Here is a 17,036-nt window from a genome sequence, read left to right as displayed (position 1 = left end):
TGCGATGCCCGTGGGGAGCTATGCGCCTGCAGCGGAACCACGCCGGCAGCAAGGTACCGGCCCTACGGCGCCACGACAAACGCGCTTTTTCGATTGGGAAAAGCTGTGGCTGGGCGCGCTGGTGCTGGGCCTGCTGGGCGCGCTGCTGGTGGCCATTGCACTGCCCGTGGGGGCGCTGCTGGGGCACAGCTTTGTGTCGGCCGATGGCAAGTTCTCGGGCCTGGCACAGTACTTCGCCTATGCGCAAATGCCGGGCGTAGGCCAGTCGCTGTTCAACAGCCTGTGGCTGTCTGCCTTCAGCAGCACCTTGTGTGTGGCCCTGGCCTATGGCTATGCCTATGGCGTGATGCGCAGCTGCATGCCGCTGGCCAAGTTCTTTCGCGCCATTGCCCTGGTGCCTCTGCTGGCGCCGTCGCTGCTCATGGCCATCAGCCTGATCTATCTGTTTGGCGCCCAGGGTCTGCTCAAGAGCTGGCTGCTGGGCGGCACGGCCTACGGCCCGTTCGGCATCATTCTCGGCTCGGTGCTGTGGACGTTTCCGCATGCGCTGATGATTCTTTGCACCACGCTGGCCTCGGGCGATGCGCGCCTGTATGAGGCCGCCGCCACGCTGGGCGCAGGCCGCTGGCGCAGCTTCTGCCAGGTCACGCTGCCAGCCAGCCGCTATGGGCTGATGATCGCCTGGATTGTGGTGTTCGTTCTGGTGGTCACCGACTTTGGCGTGCCCAAGGTGATTGGCGGCAACACACAGATGCTGGCCACCGATATCTACAAGCAGGTGATTGGCCAGCAAAACCTGTCCATGGGTGCCGTGGTGGCCATGCTGCTGCTGGTGCCTGCGGGCCTGGCCTTTGCGGCCGAGCGCCATTTGCGTGCCCGGCAGGCCGCTGCCATGAGCGTGCGGGCCGTGCCTCTGGTGCCGCAGCCCTGTGCGCCGCTCGACCGTGCGCTGCTGGTGTATTGCAGCCTGATGGCTTTGGCGTTGCTGGCGGTGATGGGAGTGGCCGTGCTGGCATCCCTGGTCAGCTTCTGGCCCTATAACCTGACGCTGACCTTCAGGAACTACCAGTTCGACCTGATGGATGGCGGCGGCTGGGCCAGTTACGCCAACTCGCTGACCATGGCCGTGGCCACGGCTGCGGTGGGCGCGCTGCTGAGCTTTCTAAGCGCTTATCTGGTGGCCAGGCCCACAGGCTGGGGCAGCGCGCGCCAGTGGCTGCACGCGGTGGCCACGCTGCCCATGGCGGTGCCCGGGCTGGCGCTGGGTCTGGGCTATATCCTGTTCTTCAATGCAGGCGGCAATCCGCTGCACTTTCTGTACGGGTCCATGGGCATTCTGGTGCTGTGCACGGTCGCGCATTTTTTCTCGGTGGCGCACATCACCCAGCTCACCGCCTTGCAGCAACTGGATGCCGAATACGAACGCGTGGCCGATTCCATGGGCCTGCCGTTCTGGACGCTGCTGTGGCGCGTGCATCTGCCCGTGTGCCTGCCTGCGGTGATGCAGGTTGCGGGCTACTTCTTCGTGAATGCCATGACCACGGTGTCGGCCGTGGTCTTCTTGTACTCGCCCGAAACCACATTGGCCTCGGTGGCCGTGCTGGCCATGGATGACGCGGGTGACATCGCTCCCGCCGCCGCCATGGCCACGCTGATCTTTGCGACTGCAGCCGCCGGTCGCCTGCTGATTGCGCTGCTGGATGCCTGGCTGCAGCGGCGTACCCAGCACTGGCGCCAGCGCTGAGGACTTTCTCCACATCACTTGATTCTCCGAACGTCTGTCGCTGCATCGCCTTGGCGCTGCGGCAAGGACTTGGCTTGTCTGCTTTTTCTGTAACGCTATGAAAAACTACGATCTGATCGTCGTCGGTGCCGGCATTGTCGGCCTGGCCCATGCCTATACCGCTGCCACGCGCGGCCGCTCCGTGCTGGTGATAGAGCGCGACGGTGCCTGCCTGGGTGCATCGATTCGCAACTTCGGCTTTGTCACCATCACGGGCCAGCGCGCCGGTGCCCATTGGCGGCGCGCCATGCGCTCACGCGATGTCTGGGCAGAGATTGCACCCAAGGCCGGTATCGATGTCCTTCATTCCGGCCTGTGGCTGACGGCGCGCCGTCCTGCTGCCGCTGCAGTGCTTGAAGCCTTTATGCACACCGAAATGGGCGAAGGCTGTGAGCTGCTGACGCCAGCCCAGGCCGCGGCGCGCCATCCGGCGCTGCGCACCGACGGGCTGCAGTCCGTGCTCTACAGCCCGCACGAGCTGCGCGTGGAGTCGCGCACAGCCATCCCCTTGCTGGCGCAATGGCTGCGGCAGGCGCAGGGGGTGGATTTCCGCTTTGGTGAAAGCGTGACGGAAGTGGCAACGCCGCGCGTCACCACCTCGCGTGGCCGCTATCACGCCGAACGTGTGGTGGTCTGCAACAACGCCGATCCAGGTGGACTGTTTGCAGGCGAATGGACTGACAACCAAGTGCAGCTGTGCCAGTTGCAGATGCTGCGCGTCAAGCCGCAAGCGGGCTTCAAGCTTGAAGGATCGGTCATGGGGGATCTGAGCCTGGTGCGCTACGAAGGCTATAGCGCGCTGCCCGAAGCCGCAGCATTGCGCGCTCAGCTGGAGCGCGAGGAGGCCGACAGCCTGAAGCACGGCATCCACCTGATTGCCGTGCAAAGCGCCGACGGTTCGTTGGTGGTGGGCGATTCGCACCACTACGGCAGCGCGCCCCAGCCTTTTGCCAGCGAAGCCGTCGACCAGCTCATGCTGCGCCATATGCACGAGGCACTGCATATCGACAAGGCCCAGGTTGTGGAGCGCTGGACGGGCATCTACCCCGCAAGTGCCGAAGCCCCTTGTTTTGTCAAAGCGCCCGATGCCGCGACACGCGTGGTGGCAGTGACCAGCGGCTCGGGCGCAAGCACGGCGTTTGGTCTGGCCGAGGAAGTCTGGAAGGCCTGGTAACTGCTACGGATTGAATAGCTGCTGGCGCTTGTAGGTTCTTGAATTTCAAGAAAATGAATTCTGAATCTTTATCTATCAAGCGCAAATAGCTATCAAAAAATGAGCATCACTGCTGCACGAACAGCGGCGCAATCAGCATGACGAGCAGGATGGCGGCCAGTACGGCAAACATGATCTTGACCCAGCTGTAAGGCCGCTCGCCCGCAATCTGGCCGGTATAGCCATTGGCCACGATCTGGTAGGTCTTGCTGCCATAGGTGTAGCCGACCAGCCAGACCGGCACCAGCGTGTGCTTGAAGCTGCGGCCCGAGTATTGGCGCTGGACCTGCAGATTGCGCTGAGTGTCTCCCGGCACCTCGCGCGAGCACATGCTGCGCAGCTGACTGTCCATGTCTTCCTCGTTGATCCTGGCGGCCTTGGATAGGTCCACCTGGTAGCGCTCCACCGTCCAGCCGCGCACGAACTCCGGGCTGTAGGGCTTGAGATCGGTGGTGGTCGGGAAGGGCTCCACCTGGCGCAGCAGATGGGCGTGCACGCCCACGGTGCCCGGCACCAGCTCATCGTCGAAGAAATGCTGCAGGCTGCCCGATGCCGGCTCCCAGCGCACATGCTGGACCTGGCGGGTCTGCAGATTGCCGTTGCCGTCGCGATAGGACTCGGTGGTGTAGTAGTAATAGCCGGCCTCTGCCCACCACTGGGCGCTGGCATGGGCGTCAAAGGTCCAGTAGGGCAGATAGACGCCGTGCAGCGTATCCGTCAGCGCGGCGCTCTTGAGCTTGCTGGGCGCAAACCAGCGGCTGCCATACCACTGGCGGATCTTGTCGCGAATCTGTCCGTCGCTGATCTTGAACGGCAGGATGCTCTGCGGCGTGATGGCGTCGCTGCGCTCCTCATGGGCGACGATGGCCGGCGAGCCGCAGAAGTCGCAGCGCTGGGCCACGTTCTTGCCGAGAAATACCGAGATGGCGCGGCAGTTCTGGCATTGCACCTCATAGCGCTCGTCCGAGCCCCAGCCGCGACCGCTGGCCGGGTTGCGCAAGGCATCGGCCAGATCCTGCTCCACCACGGAGCGCCCCGGCTCGGGCTGCGTCTGCTCGCTCCAGGGAACGACGGTGCCGCAGTAAGGACATCTGAGCGACTGGGCCTTGGCATTCCACTCCAGATTGCCGCCGCATTCGGGGCAGACATGCCGGCCCACCATGGAGGGAGGCGCCGTCTCGGGCACAGGGGTGAATGAAGAACCGGAAGAGCGAGAAGAGTAAGCAGGTGTGGCCACGGCAAAAACGGGTTCAGGCGGCAGCAGCGGCGGGATGGGTTTCGTAGAAGGTCACGCAGTTGCCATCCTCGTCGAGAAGACTGAATTCCTGGGTGCCCCAGGGCTGCTGGCGCAGACCGCCATTGGGGTGAACCGCGTTCTCGGCCAGACACTGTGCATGCAGGGCGGCAATTCCCGCCACCTGGATGCGGCAGCTGGTCTGTCTGGGAATCTCCGGGTCCTGGCAGGCCCAGAAGTGCAGCTCCAGCCCGCCCAGCGAGACGATGGCGTACTCGCCGGGCTGGGCGTGGATGGTTCTGGCGCCCAGCACGCGGGCGTAGAAAGCCACGGTGCGCGCCATGTCCAGCGATGCCAGCACCGGAGTGGTGCTGATGAAAACCGGTTTGTGTTCATTCATGACGTGCACCCGAGGCCATGGATTGGGGATCAGCCGCGCAGGAACTCGTCCAGCGCAGCCTGGGCGATGCGCCACTGGCTGCCGATCTGGCGGGCCTTGAGGTTGCCGGCCTGGATTTCGGCCAGTACGTCGGCCTCGGCCACGCCCAGCACCTGGGCCGCCTGGGCGGGAGTCAGCACCTGCAGGCCGGCGGCGGCCGGGGTGGCAGGCGTCTGTGCGGCTTGCGCTGCCGCCGGCGAGAAGGGGTCTGCCACAGCAGCGGCCGGGGCGCCTGCAGCGCCACCGCCCTGCATGCCCTTCATCATTTCCTGGGCCATGCCGAAGCCCATGGCCATGGTGGCCGGAATGGTGGCCGCCGCAGCGCCTTCGCCGCCATTGGCCATGGCCTGGCCCATCTGGTACTTCACATAGTCGTTGAGGTTGCCGATGGCGCCCATGCTGGAGCGCTTGTCGATGGCCTGCTCAACCTCGGGCGGCACGGAAACGTTCTCCAGCAGGAAGCTGGTGATTTCCAGGCCGTATTTCTCGCTGACGGCCGGGTTGATGAGCTGCAGCAGCGCGTCGCCCAGCTCGCTGTAGCGCTGGGCCACATCGAGTGCCGGCACCTGAGCCTTGGCCAGGGCTTCGGAGAAGATGCTGACGATGCGCGAGCGCATGGTGTCGGCAAACTCGTCGATGCGGAAGTTCTGGTCCGTGCCCGCCACTTCCTTGAGGAACAGGGCGGCGTTGGTGATGCGGAAGTCATAGGTACCGAAGGCGCGCAGACGGATCACGCCAAAGTCCTTGTCGCGCATCATGATGGGGTTGGAGGTGCCCCATTTGTTGCCCGTGAACAAGCGCGTGTTGATGTAGTAGACATCGCACTTGAAGGGAGAGTTGAAGCCGTACTTCCAGCCGCGCAGTGTGGACAGGACAGGGATGTTCTGCGTGGTCAGCAGATAGCGGCCCGGATTGAACAGGTCTGCGAACTGGCCTTCGGAGACGAACTGCACCTGCTGCGACTCACGCACGATGAGCTGGGCGCCGTTCTTGATTTCCTTGTCTTCATCGGGCCAGCGATACGACAGCGTGTCGCGCGAATCATCGGTCCATTCGATGATTTCGATCAGTTGCTTGGTGATGATTTTCATGAAATCCATGACGTGCTCCGAATGAGGATGACGGGAAAGGAATCATTCTAGGAGGCAAACCGCGGCAGCCGGTTCCGGGATACATGGCAGTTGCGCGGAAATTGTTAAAAAGTGAGCGCACTGCACTCGCTATCCAATCGTTTCATGGTCAATTGATGCTGAAACTGTCTATTCATGGGTGGTAAGTGCTAGCGTTTTGCTTTTCACATTTTGAAATCACCGGCTGGGCCGTTTCGTGAAAATGCCCGCTGTGGGGCCGCGCAGACAGACTACGCCCGTGATCAGTGGCACAGACTTAGAATCTACCGCTTATGCGGTCGATACCGCCCAGAACACCTCTTAATGAAGATGCCGCCCGCAATCGCCAGTGATTGCTGACGCGCGAACGTATACAAGTCATGCTGACCTTCCAACAAATCATTCTGAAACTGCAGTCCTACTGGGCCGAACAGGGCTGTGCATTGCTCCTGCCCTATGACATGGAAGTCGGCGCCGGCACTTCGCACACCGCGACCTTTCTGCGCGCCATCGGCCCCGAGCCCTGGAAGGCCGCCTATGTGCAGCCCAGCCGTCGTCCCAAGGACGGCCGCTATGGCGAGAACCCCAACCGCCTGCAGCACTACTACCAGTTCCAGGTTGTTCTGAAGCCTGCGCCCGACAACATCCTCGAGCTGTATCTGGGCTCGCTTGAAGCCCTGGGCTTCGATCTGAAGAAGAACGACATCCGCTTTGTCGAGGACGACTGGGAAAACCCCACGCTGGGCGCCTGGGGCCTGGGCTGGGAAGTCTGGCTCAACGGCATGGAAGTGACCCAGTTCACCTATTTCCAACAGGTCGCCGGCATCGACTGCAAGCCTGCCACCGGCGAAATCACCTACGGTCTGGAACGTCTGGCCATGTATCTGCAGGGCAAGGAATCGGTGTACGACCTGGTCTATACGGATGGCCTGTCCTATGGCGACGTGTTCCACCAGAACGAAGTGGAGCAGTCCACCTACAACTTCGAGCATTCGAATGCCGAGTTCCTGTTCAGCGCCTTTGCGGCCCACGAAGGCTCGGCCAATCAGCTGATCGAGGCCCAGCTGGCGCTGCCCGCCTATGAGCAGGTGCTCAAGGCGGCCCACACCTTCAACCTGCTGGACGCCCGTGGCGCCATCTCGGTGACCGAGCGTGCTGCCTATATCGGCCGTATCCGCAACCTGGCCCGCGCCGTGGGCAAGAGCTATCTGGACAGCCGCGCGCGCCTGGGCTTCCCCATGGCGCCCAAGGCCCATGCCGACGAGGTGCTGGCCGAGCTGGCCAAGGCCGCAGAGCAGGCAGCGAAGAAAGCCGCATAAGCGGCTTCAGGCTTCATTTAGATCCATATCTCAAAATTTCAGCGGCCAGCCTTGATCTAGAAAACGCTGGCTGCTATCAAAATCATCATGAACGCATCGAATCTACTGGTTGAACTGTTTGTCGAAGAGCTGCCGCCCAAGGCACTGCAAAAGCTGGGCGATGCTTTTGCCGCCGTCATCTTCGAGCAGCTCAAGGCCCAGGGACTGCTGGCATCGACCGAGTCGCGCCTGACCGCCTACGCCTCTCCCCGCCGTCTGGCCGCGCACATCACCGAAGTGCTGCCCCAGGCCGAAGACAAGGCTGTCTCGCAAAAGCTGATGCCTGTCTCCGTGGCGCTGGATGCCGAGGGCAAGCCCACGGCGGCACTGCTCAAGAAACTGGCGGCCCTGGGGGCCGACGAATCCGCTGTGGCCGCTCTGAAGCGCCAGGGCGAAGGCAAGGCCGAAGCCCTGTTCTACGAATCCACGGCCAAGGGCGTGCTGCTGACCGATGGCGTGCAAAAGGCGCTGGACGAAGCCCTGGCCAAGCTGCCCATCCCCAAGGTCATGCGCTACCAGTTGCAGGACGGCTGGACCAGCGTGCACTTTGTGCGCCCGGCCCACGGCCTGGTCGTGATGCATGGCACCCAGGTGCTGATCGGCGTGAAGGCCCTGGGCCTGACCGCCGGCGCTGCCACGCATGGTCACCGCTTTGAAGCCGCTGTGGACCCCGTGGTCATCCAGAACGCCGACAGCTATGCAGAGCAACTGCGTGAAGAGGGCGCCGTGATCGCCAGCTTCACCGAGCGCCGGGCCGATATCGCCCGCCAGCTGCAGGCGGCTGCCGAACGCATTGGCGGCGACGTGCGCCCCATCGACGACCCGGCCCTGCTGGACGAGGTGACGGCCCTGGTCGAGCGCCCCAATGTGCTGGTCTGCGAATTCGAGAAGGAATTCCTGGCCGTGCCCCAGGAATGCCTGATCCTGACCATGAAGGCCAACCAGAAGTACTTCCCGCTGCTGGACGCCAACGGCAAGCTGACCCATCAATTCCTGATCGTCAGCAACATCCAGCCCCAGGACGCGTCGGCCGTGGTCGGCGGCAACGAACGTGTGGTGCGCCCCCGTCTGGCCGACGCCAAGTTCTTCTTCGACCAGGACCGCAAGAAGACCCTGGCCAGCCGCGTAGAGCAACTGGACAAGGTGGTCTATCACAACAAGCTGGGCACCCAGGGCGAGCGCATCGCGCGCGTACGCGCCATCGCCAAGAGCATTGCCCAGCAGCTGGGCAACTCCGAGCTGGGCCGTCTGGCCGATCAGGCTGCCATGCTGGCCAAGACCGATCTGGTCACCGACATGGTGGGCGAGTTTCCCGAGCTGCAAGGCATCATGGGCCGCTACTATGCCCAGAACGACGGCCTGGATGTGGCCGTGGCCGATGCCATCGAAGACCACTACAAGCCCCGCTTTGCCGGCGACGAACTGCCGCGTGGCGATGTTGGCGTGATCGTGGCTCTGGCCGACAAGCTCGAAACCCTGGTCGGCATGTTCGGCATCGGCAACCTGCCCACCGGCGACCGCGATCCCTTCGCCCTGCGCCGCCATGCGCTGGGCGTGATCCGCATGCTGGTCGAAAAGGATCTGGAGCTGGATCTGGAAACCCTGCTGGTCAGCACCTTGCCCGCCTTTGGCGACAAGATCCAGGACGCCACGCCCCAACTGGTCGAATTCATCTATGACCGCCTGGCCAATATGTTCCGCGAACAAGGCTACAGCGCCCAGGAAGTGGAAGCCGTGCTGGCCCTGCAGCCCCTGTCCGACGTGCAAAAGCGCCTGGAAGCCGTGCGCGCCTTTGCGACCCTGCCCGAAGCTCCGGCCCTGGCGGCGGCCAACAAGCGCGTGGGTAACATTCTGAAGAAGGCCGAAACCGATGTTCAGCCCCAGGTGAACGAAGCTCTGTTGGTGGAGCAGGCCGAAAAAGACCTGTATGCGGTGCTGCAGCGGGTGGCGCCCAAAGCTCAGCAACAGTTTGCAGCAGGTGATTACACAGCCAGCCTGCAAACCCTGGCAGCATTGCGTGCCTCGGTCGATGCATTCTTCGAACAAGTCATGGTGAATGCCGAAGACCCGGCTCTCAAGGCAAACAGACTGGGCTTGCTGGCTTTGCTCCATGAGGCCATGAATCGGGTGGCGGATTTGGCAAGACTGGCTGTCTAAACATGCGGCCTGCAGGTTCATGATTTGCAGGCATGCTCATGTATGTCGGTGAGCTTTGCGAGCCGCCTGCACGGACACTACGGTCGTGCAGGCGGCTCTCTGTTTTTCGCGCAAGTTTGGGCTGGGCGTAAGTGCCTGATGATGCGGGGAAGGTGTCCGGAAAGCTGTCGGGCAGCCTTCCGGGCCAGCTCGTTTTGAGAAGAATGCAGCTCTGAATCCTCGAATGTCCATAAAAAGAAACACTATCTGGAATCTGGCAGGCGCAGGCGTCCCGCTGATATTCGCATCGTTTTGCATCCCTTTCGTGATTGGTAGGATCGGAGTGGAGCGATTCGGTGTCCTGACTATCGTTTGGGTGCTCATCGGCTACTTCAGCCTCTTCGACTTCGGCCTGGGAAGAGCCTTGACTCAGAGGATTTCTTCGGCGCTCGCCAGAGATGAGAGGCAGGAGATTCCCGACATCGCCTTCAATGGCATCGTCTTCACCTTGCTGACCGGCTTGGTGGGCGGCTTGGTGCTGGCTGTGCTCGCCTATCCGCTGGCCTATCACTGGCTCAATATTTCCGCCTCGTTGCAGGCGGATGCCTGCAATTCTTTTCTTTGGGCGACTTTCGGTATATTGCTCACCACCGTTTCCAACGGGTTTCGCGGTGTGCTGGAAGCCTATGAGGATTTCAGGAATACCAATATCCTGAAGATTGCCCTGGGAATTGCCAACTTCGTCACCCCTGCACTGAGTGTCATCCTGTTTGGCAATGATGTCGGCACCATGGTCATCATCTTGGTCTTGTTCAGACTGTTGGTGACGTTTTTCTACTACCTGCAGGTCGAGAAGAATGTGCGGGTGGGCTGGCGGCAGCGGAAGTTCAGTATTCACACGATCAAGGACATGCTTTCCTTCGGTGCCTGGATGACGGTCTCGAACGTCATCAGCCCCATCATGGTCAACTTTGATCGCTTCTTCATCTCCAACATCCTGGGTGGAGCGATGGTTGCCTTTTATACAGTTCCATTTGAAATCATCGTTCGGATACTGATCCTGCCCATGGCGCTGACGACAACGCTTTTCCCGCGTTTCGCCGCGACTTTGGAAAACGACAGGCCTTCTGCAAGAAAGATATATGTCAGCAGCTTCAAGCTGACAGCCGCTGTGCTTGGAGCAGTATGCCTGGCTGGCATATTTCTTGCCAAGATTGGGCTGATCATCTGGGTGGGAAATGAATTTTCTGAAAAATCAACCCTGGTTTGCTGGATTTTGCTTGTGGGTGTCTTTTTTAATGGAACTGCGCTGGTTCCTTATTCCTTGATTCAGGCCAGTGGTAATGCAAAAATTACGGCAAAGCTACATATCACGGAGTTGATTCTCTATCTGCCGTTGCTGATATGGATGATTCATGAATTTTCTATCAATGGTGCGGCCATTGCTTGGTGTTTGCGTGTGTTTCTTGATTTTTGTTTGCTCAATTATTTTACCTTGAAGATATTTAGAAAAGAGAAGGGGCAGCTTTGAAATGCCTTTAAGGAAAATATATTCATCAATCTTTCTGGCACTTCTTGTAGCCTTTACTTTGGAAATTGCATTTGGTGCTGCGGGAAAATGGAGCGAGGCTTTTGGGTTTTCTTTCAGGAAATATATTTTCTGTACGCTGATAGCAATTTCTGCCAGTGGTGCTATGGCTAAGGCGCGAATCGGATATGAGAATTTGATCTATGTATTGTTGATTACTTTCTTTATTCTGATATGGGTTTTTTTTGTACCGGGCGGGCACGGCATTCCCTTGCATGACTCTATCAATGACGGGCAAATATTTTTTGGAATGATCTTTATCGTTGCCTTTGCAAGCTCTGTAATAAAGTTCGATGTATATAAAAACTACCGAGCATGGCTATACAGAATATTGCAATGTCTTGCAATCGTGCATATTTTTCTTTATGCGTTTGGTTGGTTGCGGCCCGATGAATTTCTTACAGTGATAGAAAAAGCAAGAGATGTGCTTGAGCCATTCAGGATGCCGGGAGAGACCTCGATCTTGATTAGTATCGAAGATGGAATGATTCGGATATTTTGGGGTGGAACAATCCTGCTGTTACTGTACTTTTACTTTGCATTCAGAAGATTGGTGCTGTATAGAGAGTGGTTGGGTTTGTGCGTAGCTGTGCTGGCGATACTTACGACCGCAACTCGTTCTATGTTGCTGGCCATGATATTTTTCTGCACATATTTTGTATTTTCCAATTTTCTCTTGAAGATGCGTGGGTTGAAGATGTTTTTTGTGTTTTCCTTTCTCTTGTTGATGTTCCTGCAAACGATACCCGTAATCGCCATGGCAGACCCAAGCTTTCTGAAGGTGCTGGGGCTTTCAAGAGCAGTGAGTGATGATCTGCGTTTTGAACAGATTAACGCATTGCATCAGGCGATGCTCGGGAATCCATGGTTTGGTAATGGAATGGGAGCATCTGCAGAGATTGTGCGATCCCCTGAAGCGCCCTGGAGTTATGAAATGAGCATCTATGCGCTTTACATGAAGATAGGAGTCTTCGGTGCACTTGTCTTGGGTTGCTGCTTTTATTTGCTTGCGTGCATAGGTCGCGGTATGAATGCCGAGAATAAATCGGAAATTGCTCTATTGGGGGCATTGATTTTGGCACTGAATTTTTGCTCGAATACCAATCCTTTTTTATTCAGTATCATAGGTCTTTTCTTTATATATATAATATTTGCGGAATATGCCTTCTTGGCAGAAAACAAAGATTGAAAAAATGCAATTTGCAGCCGTCATTGTAATTTATCGACCAAAAATCAAGGACCTTGCTGCCCTGATTGAATCCATAAGAGAGCAGGTGGATACTGTATATATAATGAACAATGGTGCTTCTGGGGAGGTTGAAAGATTTCTCGAAGCGCAAGGAGTTCAGGTTTTCGATATGCAAGGAAATCGCGGCATTGCGATGGCCTTGAATACTGCGGCGGCTCAGGCGAAGAAGAGCGGACTGGATTTCTTGGTCACTTTTGATCAAGATAGCGTTGCCAAGCCGGGCCATGTTCAGGGCCTGTACCAGTGCTGGAGGGAAAAGCAGAACCAGGGAGTCGCTGTGGGTGGTGTAGGGCCTGGGTTCTACGACACGCGCAGCGGTCAGGATTTCCAGTACCCATTCTATAGAGGGCGTGGTCTGAGGGTTGAGAAGATCTATCCATCTGATGCGGGCGGTATCGTTGAAACGGATATCTTGATCACCTCGGGGATGCTGGTCAGTGTCGACGTGATCCTGAAGAATGAATTCCGCGAAGAATTGTTCATCGATTTTGTGGATACCGAGTGGTGTTTCAGAATCAATCAACGTGGCTATCAAAATTTCGGATGTTTTAATGTCAGCATGCAGCATGAGCTTTCGGAAGCTGCACCAAAGAAGATGGCTGGAATGACTCTGCTGAAGTATTCGCCATTGAGGAGGTACTATTTCTTCAGGAACTGCTGCTATGTTCTCGCCAAGCCCTATACCCCATGGGCCTTCAAGCTCCGCATGGGCGTTTCCATGCTGATTCGGCTGGCTACCTTGTGGAAAATAGATGAAAACCCAGGAGCATCATTGAAGATGTCTCTTTCGGGGATATGGGATGCTATACGAGGACGTATGGGGAAGTTGAATGCCTAATAATCCGCGTATTGCAGTCTTGCTGGCTGCCTATAATGGAGAAAATTGGCTGACTGAACAGGTGCAGTCCATTCTCGCTCAGAAGGATGTGGATGTCCGGATTTTTGTCAGCCTAGATAAGTCAAGCGATGCTTCCAAGTCTCTGCTTGAGAATATGTCTGCGGTTAATTCCCGGATCATTTTTCTGGGGGAGGCTGTTCGAGGGTCGGCGGGGAAGAATTTTTATGGTTTGATCAAGAATCAGGATATTCCACGGAATTTCGATTATTACTGCCTTGCTGATCAGGATGACATCTGGCTTGATGAAAAACTGAGCCGTGCTGTGGAGATGTTAAAGGGGACAGCCTCTTGCGGCTATTCCTCCAATGTCACCGCATTCTGGGCATCGGGCGAGCATCGAATGATTGTGAAATCACAGCCGCAAAGAAAGTGGGATTACCTCTTTGAGGCCGCTGGTCCCGGCTGCACCTATGTTCTGGAGGCAGGTCTTTACAAGGATTTGGTGGATTTCTTACGCGCCTCGGAAATACCTGTAGAGCGCTTTGAGGCACATGATTGGTTGATTTATGCTTTTGCCAGATCCAGGTGCTATCCATGGACTATCGATGAGCACTCTTATATGCTCTACAGGCAGCATGCAAACAATCAGGTGGGGGCTAATAAGGGCATGAGGGCCTATCTGAAGCGTTTTCGCATGGTGATGTCCGGTAATTGGTTTGACCGGGCCGAGACGTTGATTCGCATTCTTGGTCTGCATGAGCAAAGGCCGGCAAAGTTGGTACTTGAAAAAAAGCCATCTTCGTATTTTAAAATGGCCCTCTTAGTGGGTGAACTCAGAAGAAAAAAAAGTGAACAGCTATATTTATCTTTGTTTCTTTTGCTCTATTCTTTGAATATTGCTTTCAAACGGATATTTAGAATTTAGTGAACTTCTAAAAATATTTATTTTTCATCCTAGATCCAAGAAGGTAAAATTTATCTGTAGATGCTTAAAGAAGCGTGTGTTAATTTCTAGGTAGCCATCTAAAGAATACCAGCTTTCGATAGAACATCAAATAGCATAAAGAGCTGAATGCGAAAGATGCGGCAGTCAATAATTTACTTTGATAAGTCAGGACTGCCAACGAGCAAGGTATTGCAGCATAAATCCAAAGAAAAGGTGACGTCAGTCCATTTTGCATGGGCTTCGAGAAATTGGCGAATATTTTTCGTGCCCAGCGTTTGTTGGCAAGCGAATGCAGGTGGAAGAAATCCGGTTCAGTCGGGCTGTATCCTTCTCGGAGAGATCTCCGCAAGATGCTAAAGCCTACTTCGATGATGGGGTAGGAGCAAATCAGCAGACTGGTCCATGGAGAAACGGAGTGATTGCGCTCGGGGAGCAGAACGGCAATCCATGCCAGCGTGAAGCCCAGAAAGTAGGCCCCTCCGTCTCCTAGAAATATCTTACCCTTGGGCCAGTTGACAAAGAAGAAGCCTGCGACGGCACCTGCAATAATCAAGCAGGTAAATGCGAGGGGGATATCTCCTACCAGCCTTGCGATGATGCCGAAGGCCGCGAGAATAATCATTGCAGTGCCTGCAGTCAGCCCATTCAATCCATCGATGATGTTGATGGAGTTGGCAACACCGCCAACAGCCACGGCTGTGAAGATGACGGAGATAATGGTAAATCCCAGTAAGAAGTCAAGGCCGGGGATATCGACGTGGGTGAGTGATGTGCCAGTAATACCCCAGCCCAGGATGCCAGAGGCCATGGTGGCCAGAAGACGGATTCTTACCGATACCTTTTTGGTCAAATCTTCCAAAAGGCCAAAAATGAAAGCTGGTATTCCAGCCATTAGGATGGCACCAAGAATCATTCTCTTCTCTGCCGCAGCTGCACCATGGCTCGAGGCCGCAAAACCCACAAATACGCCTATCGCAATCCCGATGCCGCCGATTCTTGGCGTTGGGGTGGTATGAACTTTTTGTACACCACTACTAGAGTCCATGGAAAAGCTGCCATGCCATTTCTTGGTGGTAACCAGCAACACGCAGGTGATAAAGGAGGCAAAACCTGCAAGGAACGCGTCGTACCTGAATAACTCTTGAACAGAGAAAATAATCGAATTCATGGAGTGAGTGGACGTGGAATTGTTTTATATCGTGGGAGGCTGACTCGGGGAAGTTGGCATCTTGCTCGTCTCCAAGAGCATTTGCGGCACAATGCAGCCCATCTGACTTGAACATTGTCCCATGGGACAGAGCCTTGATCTATGACCACCATTGACCCCACCACCCAGATCGCCCCCCGCGACAAAGCTGAAATCCTCGCGCAAGCGCTGCCCTACATCCGCAAGTTCCATGGCAAGACCATGGTCATCAAGTATGGCGGTAACGCCATGACCGATCCTGCCCTGCAGGCGGACTTTGCGGAAGATGTGGTGTTGCTCAAGCTGGTGGGGATTAACCCTGTGGTGGTTCATGGTGGTGGGCCTCAGATTGAAGCGGCGCTGGGTCGTCTAGGCAAGAAGGGTGAATTCATTCAGGGCATGCGTGTCACGGATGAAGAGACCATGGAAGTGGTGGAGTGGGTGTTGGCCGGCGAGGTGCAGCAGGACATCGTGGGTCTGATCCATCAGGCCGGCGGCAAGGCCGTGGGCCTGACGGGGCGAGATGGTGGCTTGATTCGTGCCAAGAAGCTCAAGATGCTGGATAACAAGGATCCGAGCATCGAGCACGATGTGGGTCAGGTGGGCGATATCGTTGCCATCGATCCCAGTGTGGTGAAGGCGCTGCAGGACGATGCTTTCATTCCAGTGATCAGCCCTATCGGTTTTGGTGAGGAGAACGAAAGTTACAACATCAACGCCGACGTGGTTGCAAGCAAACTCGCAACAGTGTTGCAAGCTGAAAAGCTGGTGCTTTTAACCAACACTCCAGGCGTTCTGGACAAGGCAGGTAATCTGCTGACGGATCTGACGGCGCGCGAGATTGATGCGCTGTTTGCCGACGGTACGATTTCCGGCGGCATGCTGCCCAAGATTTCGGGCGCTCTGGATGCCGCCAAGGCGGGTGTGAATGCGGTGCATATCATCGATGGACGCGTGCCGCATTCCATGCTGCTGGAAATTTTGACGGACCAGGCGTATGGCACGATGATTCGCAGCCATTGATGAGCCTGTCTGGCCCTGACATGTGGTTGCTCTTCTCGAGTGACTTTTCACATATGGCGTTAACATCGCCGCAGGGCTTTCCCGGGTGGAGTCGCGCTCAGGACTCCGCTGCAAGCCGCCTTTGGGCGGCTTTTGTTTTTGAGCGAGGTAGGACTTTATGCGTTTGCTTCTGGTGGAAGATGATGTGATGGTGGCCAGCGGTATCAAGCTGGGTCTTTCCGATGCCGGTTATGCGGTGGACTGGGTGGGCAGTGCCGAGCGTGCACTGGAAGTGCTGGCCCAGGAAGCGTTCGATGTGGCGGTGATCGATATCGGCCTGCCGGGCATCAACGGCCTGGAGCTGACGCGTCGCCTGCGCAACAGCGATGTGGAAAGCAAGGCCATGCCGGTGTTGATCCTCACGGCGCGCGATGCGTTGCAGGACCGGGTGCAAGGCCTGGACTGGGGTGCCGACGACTATATGGTCAAGCCTTTCGAGCTGCCCGAGTTGCTGGCGCGCCTGCGTGCGCTGATGCGCCGCTCCCAGGCAGCCACTTCCGCGGTGCTGAACTTTGGCTGTATCGAGCTGGATACGGCGGGCCGCCGCGCCGGCGCACGCCAGCTGCCGCAGGAGGGCGAAACTGAAGGCAAGCTGCTGCCCATCGATCTGGGGCCACGTGAATGGACGGTGCTGGAGTATCTTTTGCTCAATGCCCCCAAGCCCGCCAGCAAGGAAAAGCTGCTGCAGGCCCTGACCGGTTGGGACCGTGAAATCACGCCAAATGCCGTGGAAGTTTATGTGTCCCGCCTGCGCAGCAAACTGGAGCCGCATGGCGTGGCCCTGCGCTCCATTCGCGGTTTCGGTTATCGGCTGGAGTTGATGCCTGAATCTGTTTGATTCTCTATTTGATAGCTGTCAGCGATTGATTGATATGGAATTCAGTTATTTATATAT

General features: G+C 57.0%; 14 protein-coding genes. 10 read left to right on the top strand and 4 right to left on the bottom strand.

From position 1 onward, the window contains the following. Positions 1-4: 4 nt before the first annotated feature. Both CSE6_RS19025 and CSE6_RS19020 read left to right on the top strand, forming a co-directional pair. Positions 5-1,744 carry a putative 2-aminoethylphosphonate ABC transporter permease subunit gene (locus CSE6_RS19025; RefSeq protein ID WP_052088068.1) on the top strand — a complete coding sequence of 580 codons (1,740 nt, stop codon included), beginning with the start codon at positions 5-7 and terminating at the stop codon, positions 1,742-1,744. Positions 1,745-1,841: 97 nt separating this feature from the next. After that, positions 1,842-2,957 carry a TIGR03364 family FAD-dependent oxidoreductase gene (locus tag CSE6_RS19020; RefSeq protein ID WP_034377186.1) on the top strand — a complete coding sequence of 372 codons (1,116 nt, stop codon included), beginning with the start codon at positions 1,842-1,844 and terminating at the stop codon, positions 2,955-2,957. Between the two features lie 106 nt (positions 2,958-3,063). Here CSE6_RS19020 and CSE6_RS19015 read toward each other — a convergent pair whose 3' ends face one another. From CSE6_RS19015 to CSE6_RS19005, 3 genes are all read right to left on the bottom strand, one after another. Further along, positions 3,064-4,158: a TFIIB-type zinc ribbon-containing protein gene (locus CSE6_RS19015; protein WP_034354551.1), complete on the bottom strand. Its 1,095-nt coding sequence runs from the start codon at positions 4,156-4,158 to the stop codon at positions 3,064-3,066. A gap of 88 nt (positions 4,159-4,246) precedes the next feature. Beyond that, positions 4,247-4,630 (bottom strand): VOC family protein, encoded by a 384-nt coding sequence (locus CSE6_RS19010; protein WP_034377185.1) that lies wholly within the window; start codon positions 4,628-4,630, stop codon positions 4,247-4,249. A gap of 29 nt (positions 4,631-4,659) precedes the next feature. Further along, positions 4,660-5,769, bottom strand: a complete 1,110-nt coding sequence (locus CSE6_RS19005) for an SPFH and helix-turn-helix domain-containing protein (protein ID WP_034377184.1) — start codon at positions 5,767-5,769, stop codon at positions 4,660-4,662. Between the two features lie 389 nt (positions 5,770-6,158). Here CSE6_RS19005 and glyQ point away from each other — a divergent pair, with 389 nt between their 5' ends. From glyQ to CSE6_RS18975, 6 genes are all read left to right on the top strand, one after another. Beyond that, positions 6,159-7,097 (top strand): glycine--tRNA ligase subunit alpha, encoded by a 939-nt coding sequence (gene glyQ / locus CSE6_RS19000; RefSeq protein WP_034377406.1) that lies wholly within the window; start codon positions 6,159-6,161, stop codon positions 7,095-7,097. Between the two features lie 87 nt (positions 7,098-7,184). Then, the gene (gene glyS, locus CSE6_RS18995; protein WP_059441247.1) at positions 7,185-9,293 is read left to right on the top strand and encodes a glycine--tRNA ligase subunit beta; all 2,109 of its coding nucleotides are present in this window, start codon (positions 7,185-7,187) and stop codon (positions 9,291-9,293) included. Positions 9,294-9,516: 223 nt separating this feature from the next. After that, complete coding sequence (locus CSE6_RS18990; protein ID WP_034377181.1) at positions 9,517-10,803, top strand: flippase; 1,287 nt, start codon at positions 9,517-9,519, stop codon at positions 10,801-10,803. A 58-nt stretch (positions 10,804-10,861) separates the two neighbouring features. Continuing rightward, the gene (locus CSE6_RS18985; protein WP_131421241.1) at positions 10,862-12,049 is read left to right on the top strand and encodes a hypothetical protein; all 1,188 of its coding nucleotides are present in this window, start codon (positions 10,862-10,864) and stop codon (positions 12,047-12,049) included. Between the two features lie 4 nt (positions 12,050-12,053). Beyond that, on the top strand, positions 12,054-12,947 hold the full coding sequence (locus CSE6_RS18980) for a glycosyltransferase family 2 protein (RefSeq protein ID WP_034377178.1): 894 nt from the start codon (positions 12,054-12,056) through the stop codon (positions 12,945-12,947). Next, positions 12,940-13,872 carry a glycosyltransferase gene (locus CSE6_RS18975; protein ID WP_034377176.1) on the top strand — a complete coding sequence of 311 codons (933 nt, stop codon included), beginning with the start codon at positions 12,940-12,942 and terminating at the stop codon, positions 13,870-13,872. The genes CSE6_RS18980 and CSE6_RS18975 overlap by 8 nt, the downstream gene beginning before the upstream one ends. Positions 13,873-13,951: 79 nt before the next feature. Here the strand turns inward: CSE6_RS18975 and CSE6_RS18970 are convergent, their stop codons facing one another. Beyond that, positions 13,952-15,061: a glycosyltransferase gene (locus tag CSE6_RS18970; protein ID WP_034377174.1), complete on the bottom strand. Its 1,110-nt coding sequence runs from the start codon at positions 15,059-15,061 to the stop codon at positions 13,952-13,954. 141 nt (positions 15,062-15,202) lie between these two features. Here CSE6_RS18970 and argB point away from each other — a divergent pair, with 141 nt between their 5' ends. Beyond that, positions 15,203-16,102, top strand: coding sequence for an acetylglutamate kinase (argB, locus tag CSE6_RS18965; protein WP_003068053.1), 900 nt, complete (start codon positions 15,203-15,205; stop codon positions 16,100-16,102). Positions 16,103-16,259: 157 nt separating this feature from the next. Beyond that, on the top strand, positions 16,260-16,979 hold the full coding sequence (locus CSE6_RS18960) for a response regulator transcription factor (protein ID WP_034377172.1): 720 nt from the start codon (positions 16,260-16,262) through the stop codon (positions 16,977-16,979). The last annotated feature ends 57 nt before the right edge of the window (positions 16,980-17,036 follow it).

It is taken from the genome of Comamonas sp. E6 (genome assembly GCF_001010305.1).
Classification (GTDB): Bacteria; Pseudomonadota; Gammaproteobacteria; order Burkholderiales; family Burkholderiaceae_C; genus Comamonas; species Comamonas thiooxydans.
Note: the sequence above shows the minus strand (reverse complement) of the source record. Positions and strands in the feature narration are given on the sequence as shown.

Bases quoted from the DNA above. Each gene is read 5' to 3' on its own strand.
- CSE6_RS19025 (WP_052088068.1), top strand. From the start codon at position 5: ATGCCCGTGGGGAGCTATGCGCCTGCAGCGGAACCACGCCGGCAGCAA.
- CSE6_RS19020 (WP_034377186.1), top strand. From the start codon at position 1,842: ATGAAAAACTACGATCTGATCGTCGTCGGTGCCGGCATTGTCGGCCTG.
- CSE6_RS19015 (WP_034354551.1), bottom strand. From the start codon at position 4,158: ATGGTGGGCCGGCATGTCTGCCCCGAATGCGGCGGCAATCTGGAGTGG.
- CSE6_RS19010 (WP_034377185.1), bottom strand. From the start codon at position 4,630: ATGAATGAACACAAACCGGTTTTCATCAGCACCACTCCGGTGCTGGCA.
- CSE6_RS19005 (WP_034377184.1), bottom strand. From the start codon at position 5,769: ATGGATTTCATGAAAATCATCACCAAGCAACTGATCGAAATCATCGAA.
- glyQ (WP_034377406.1), top strand. From the start codon at position 6,159: ATGCTGACCTTCCAACAAATCATTCTGAAACTGCAGTCCTACTGGGCC.
- glyS (WP_059441247.1), top strand. From the start codon at position 7,185: ATGAACGCATCGAATCTACTGGTTGAACTGTTTGTCGAAGAGCTGCCG.
- CSE6_RS18990 (WP_034377181.1), top strand. From the start codon at position 9,517: ATGTCCATAAAAAGAAACACTATCTGGAATCTGGCAGGCGCAGGCGTC.
- CSE6_RS18980 (WP_034377178.1), top strand. From the start codon at position 12,054: ATGCAATTTGCAGCCGTCATTGTAATTTATCGACCAAAAATCAAGGAC.
- CSE6_RS18975 (WP_034377176.1), top strand. From the start codon at position 12,940: ATGCCTAATAATCCGCGTATTGCAGTCTTGCTGGCTGCCTATAATGGA.
- CSE6_RS18970 (WP_034377174.1), bottom strand. From the start codon at position 15,061: ATGAATTCGATTATTTTCTCTGTTCAAGAGTTATTCAGGTACGACGCG.
- argB (WP_003068053.1), top strand. From the start codon at position 15,203: ATGACCACCATTGACCCCACCACCCAGATCGCCCCCCGCGACAAAGCT.
- CSE6_RS18960 (WP_034377172.1), top strand. From the start codon at position 16,260: ATGCGTTTGCTTCTGGTGGAAGATGATGTGATGGTGGCCAGCGGTATC.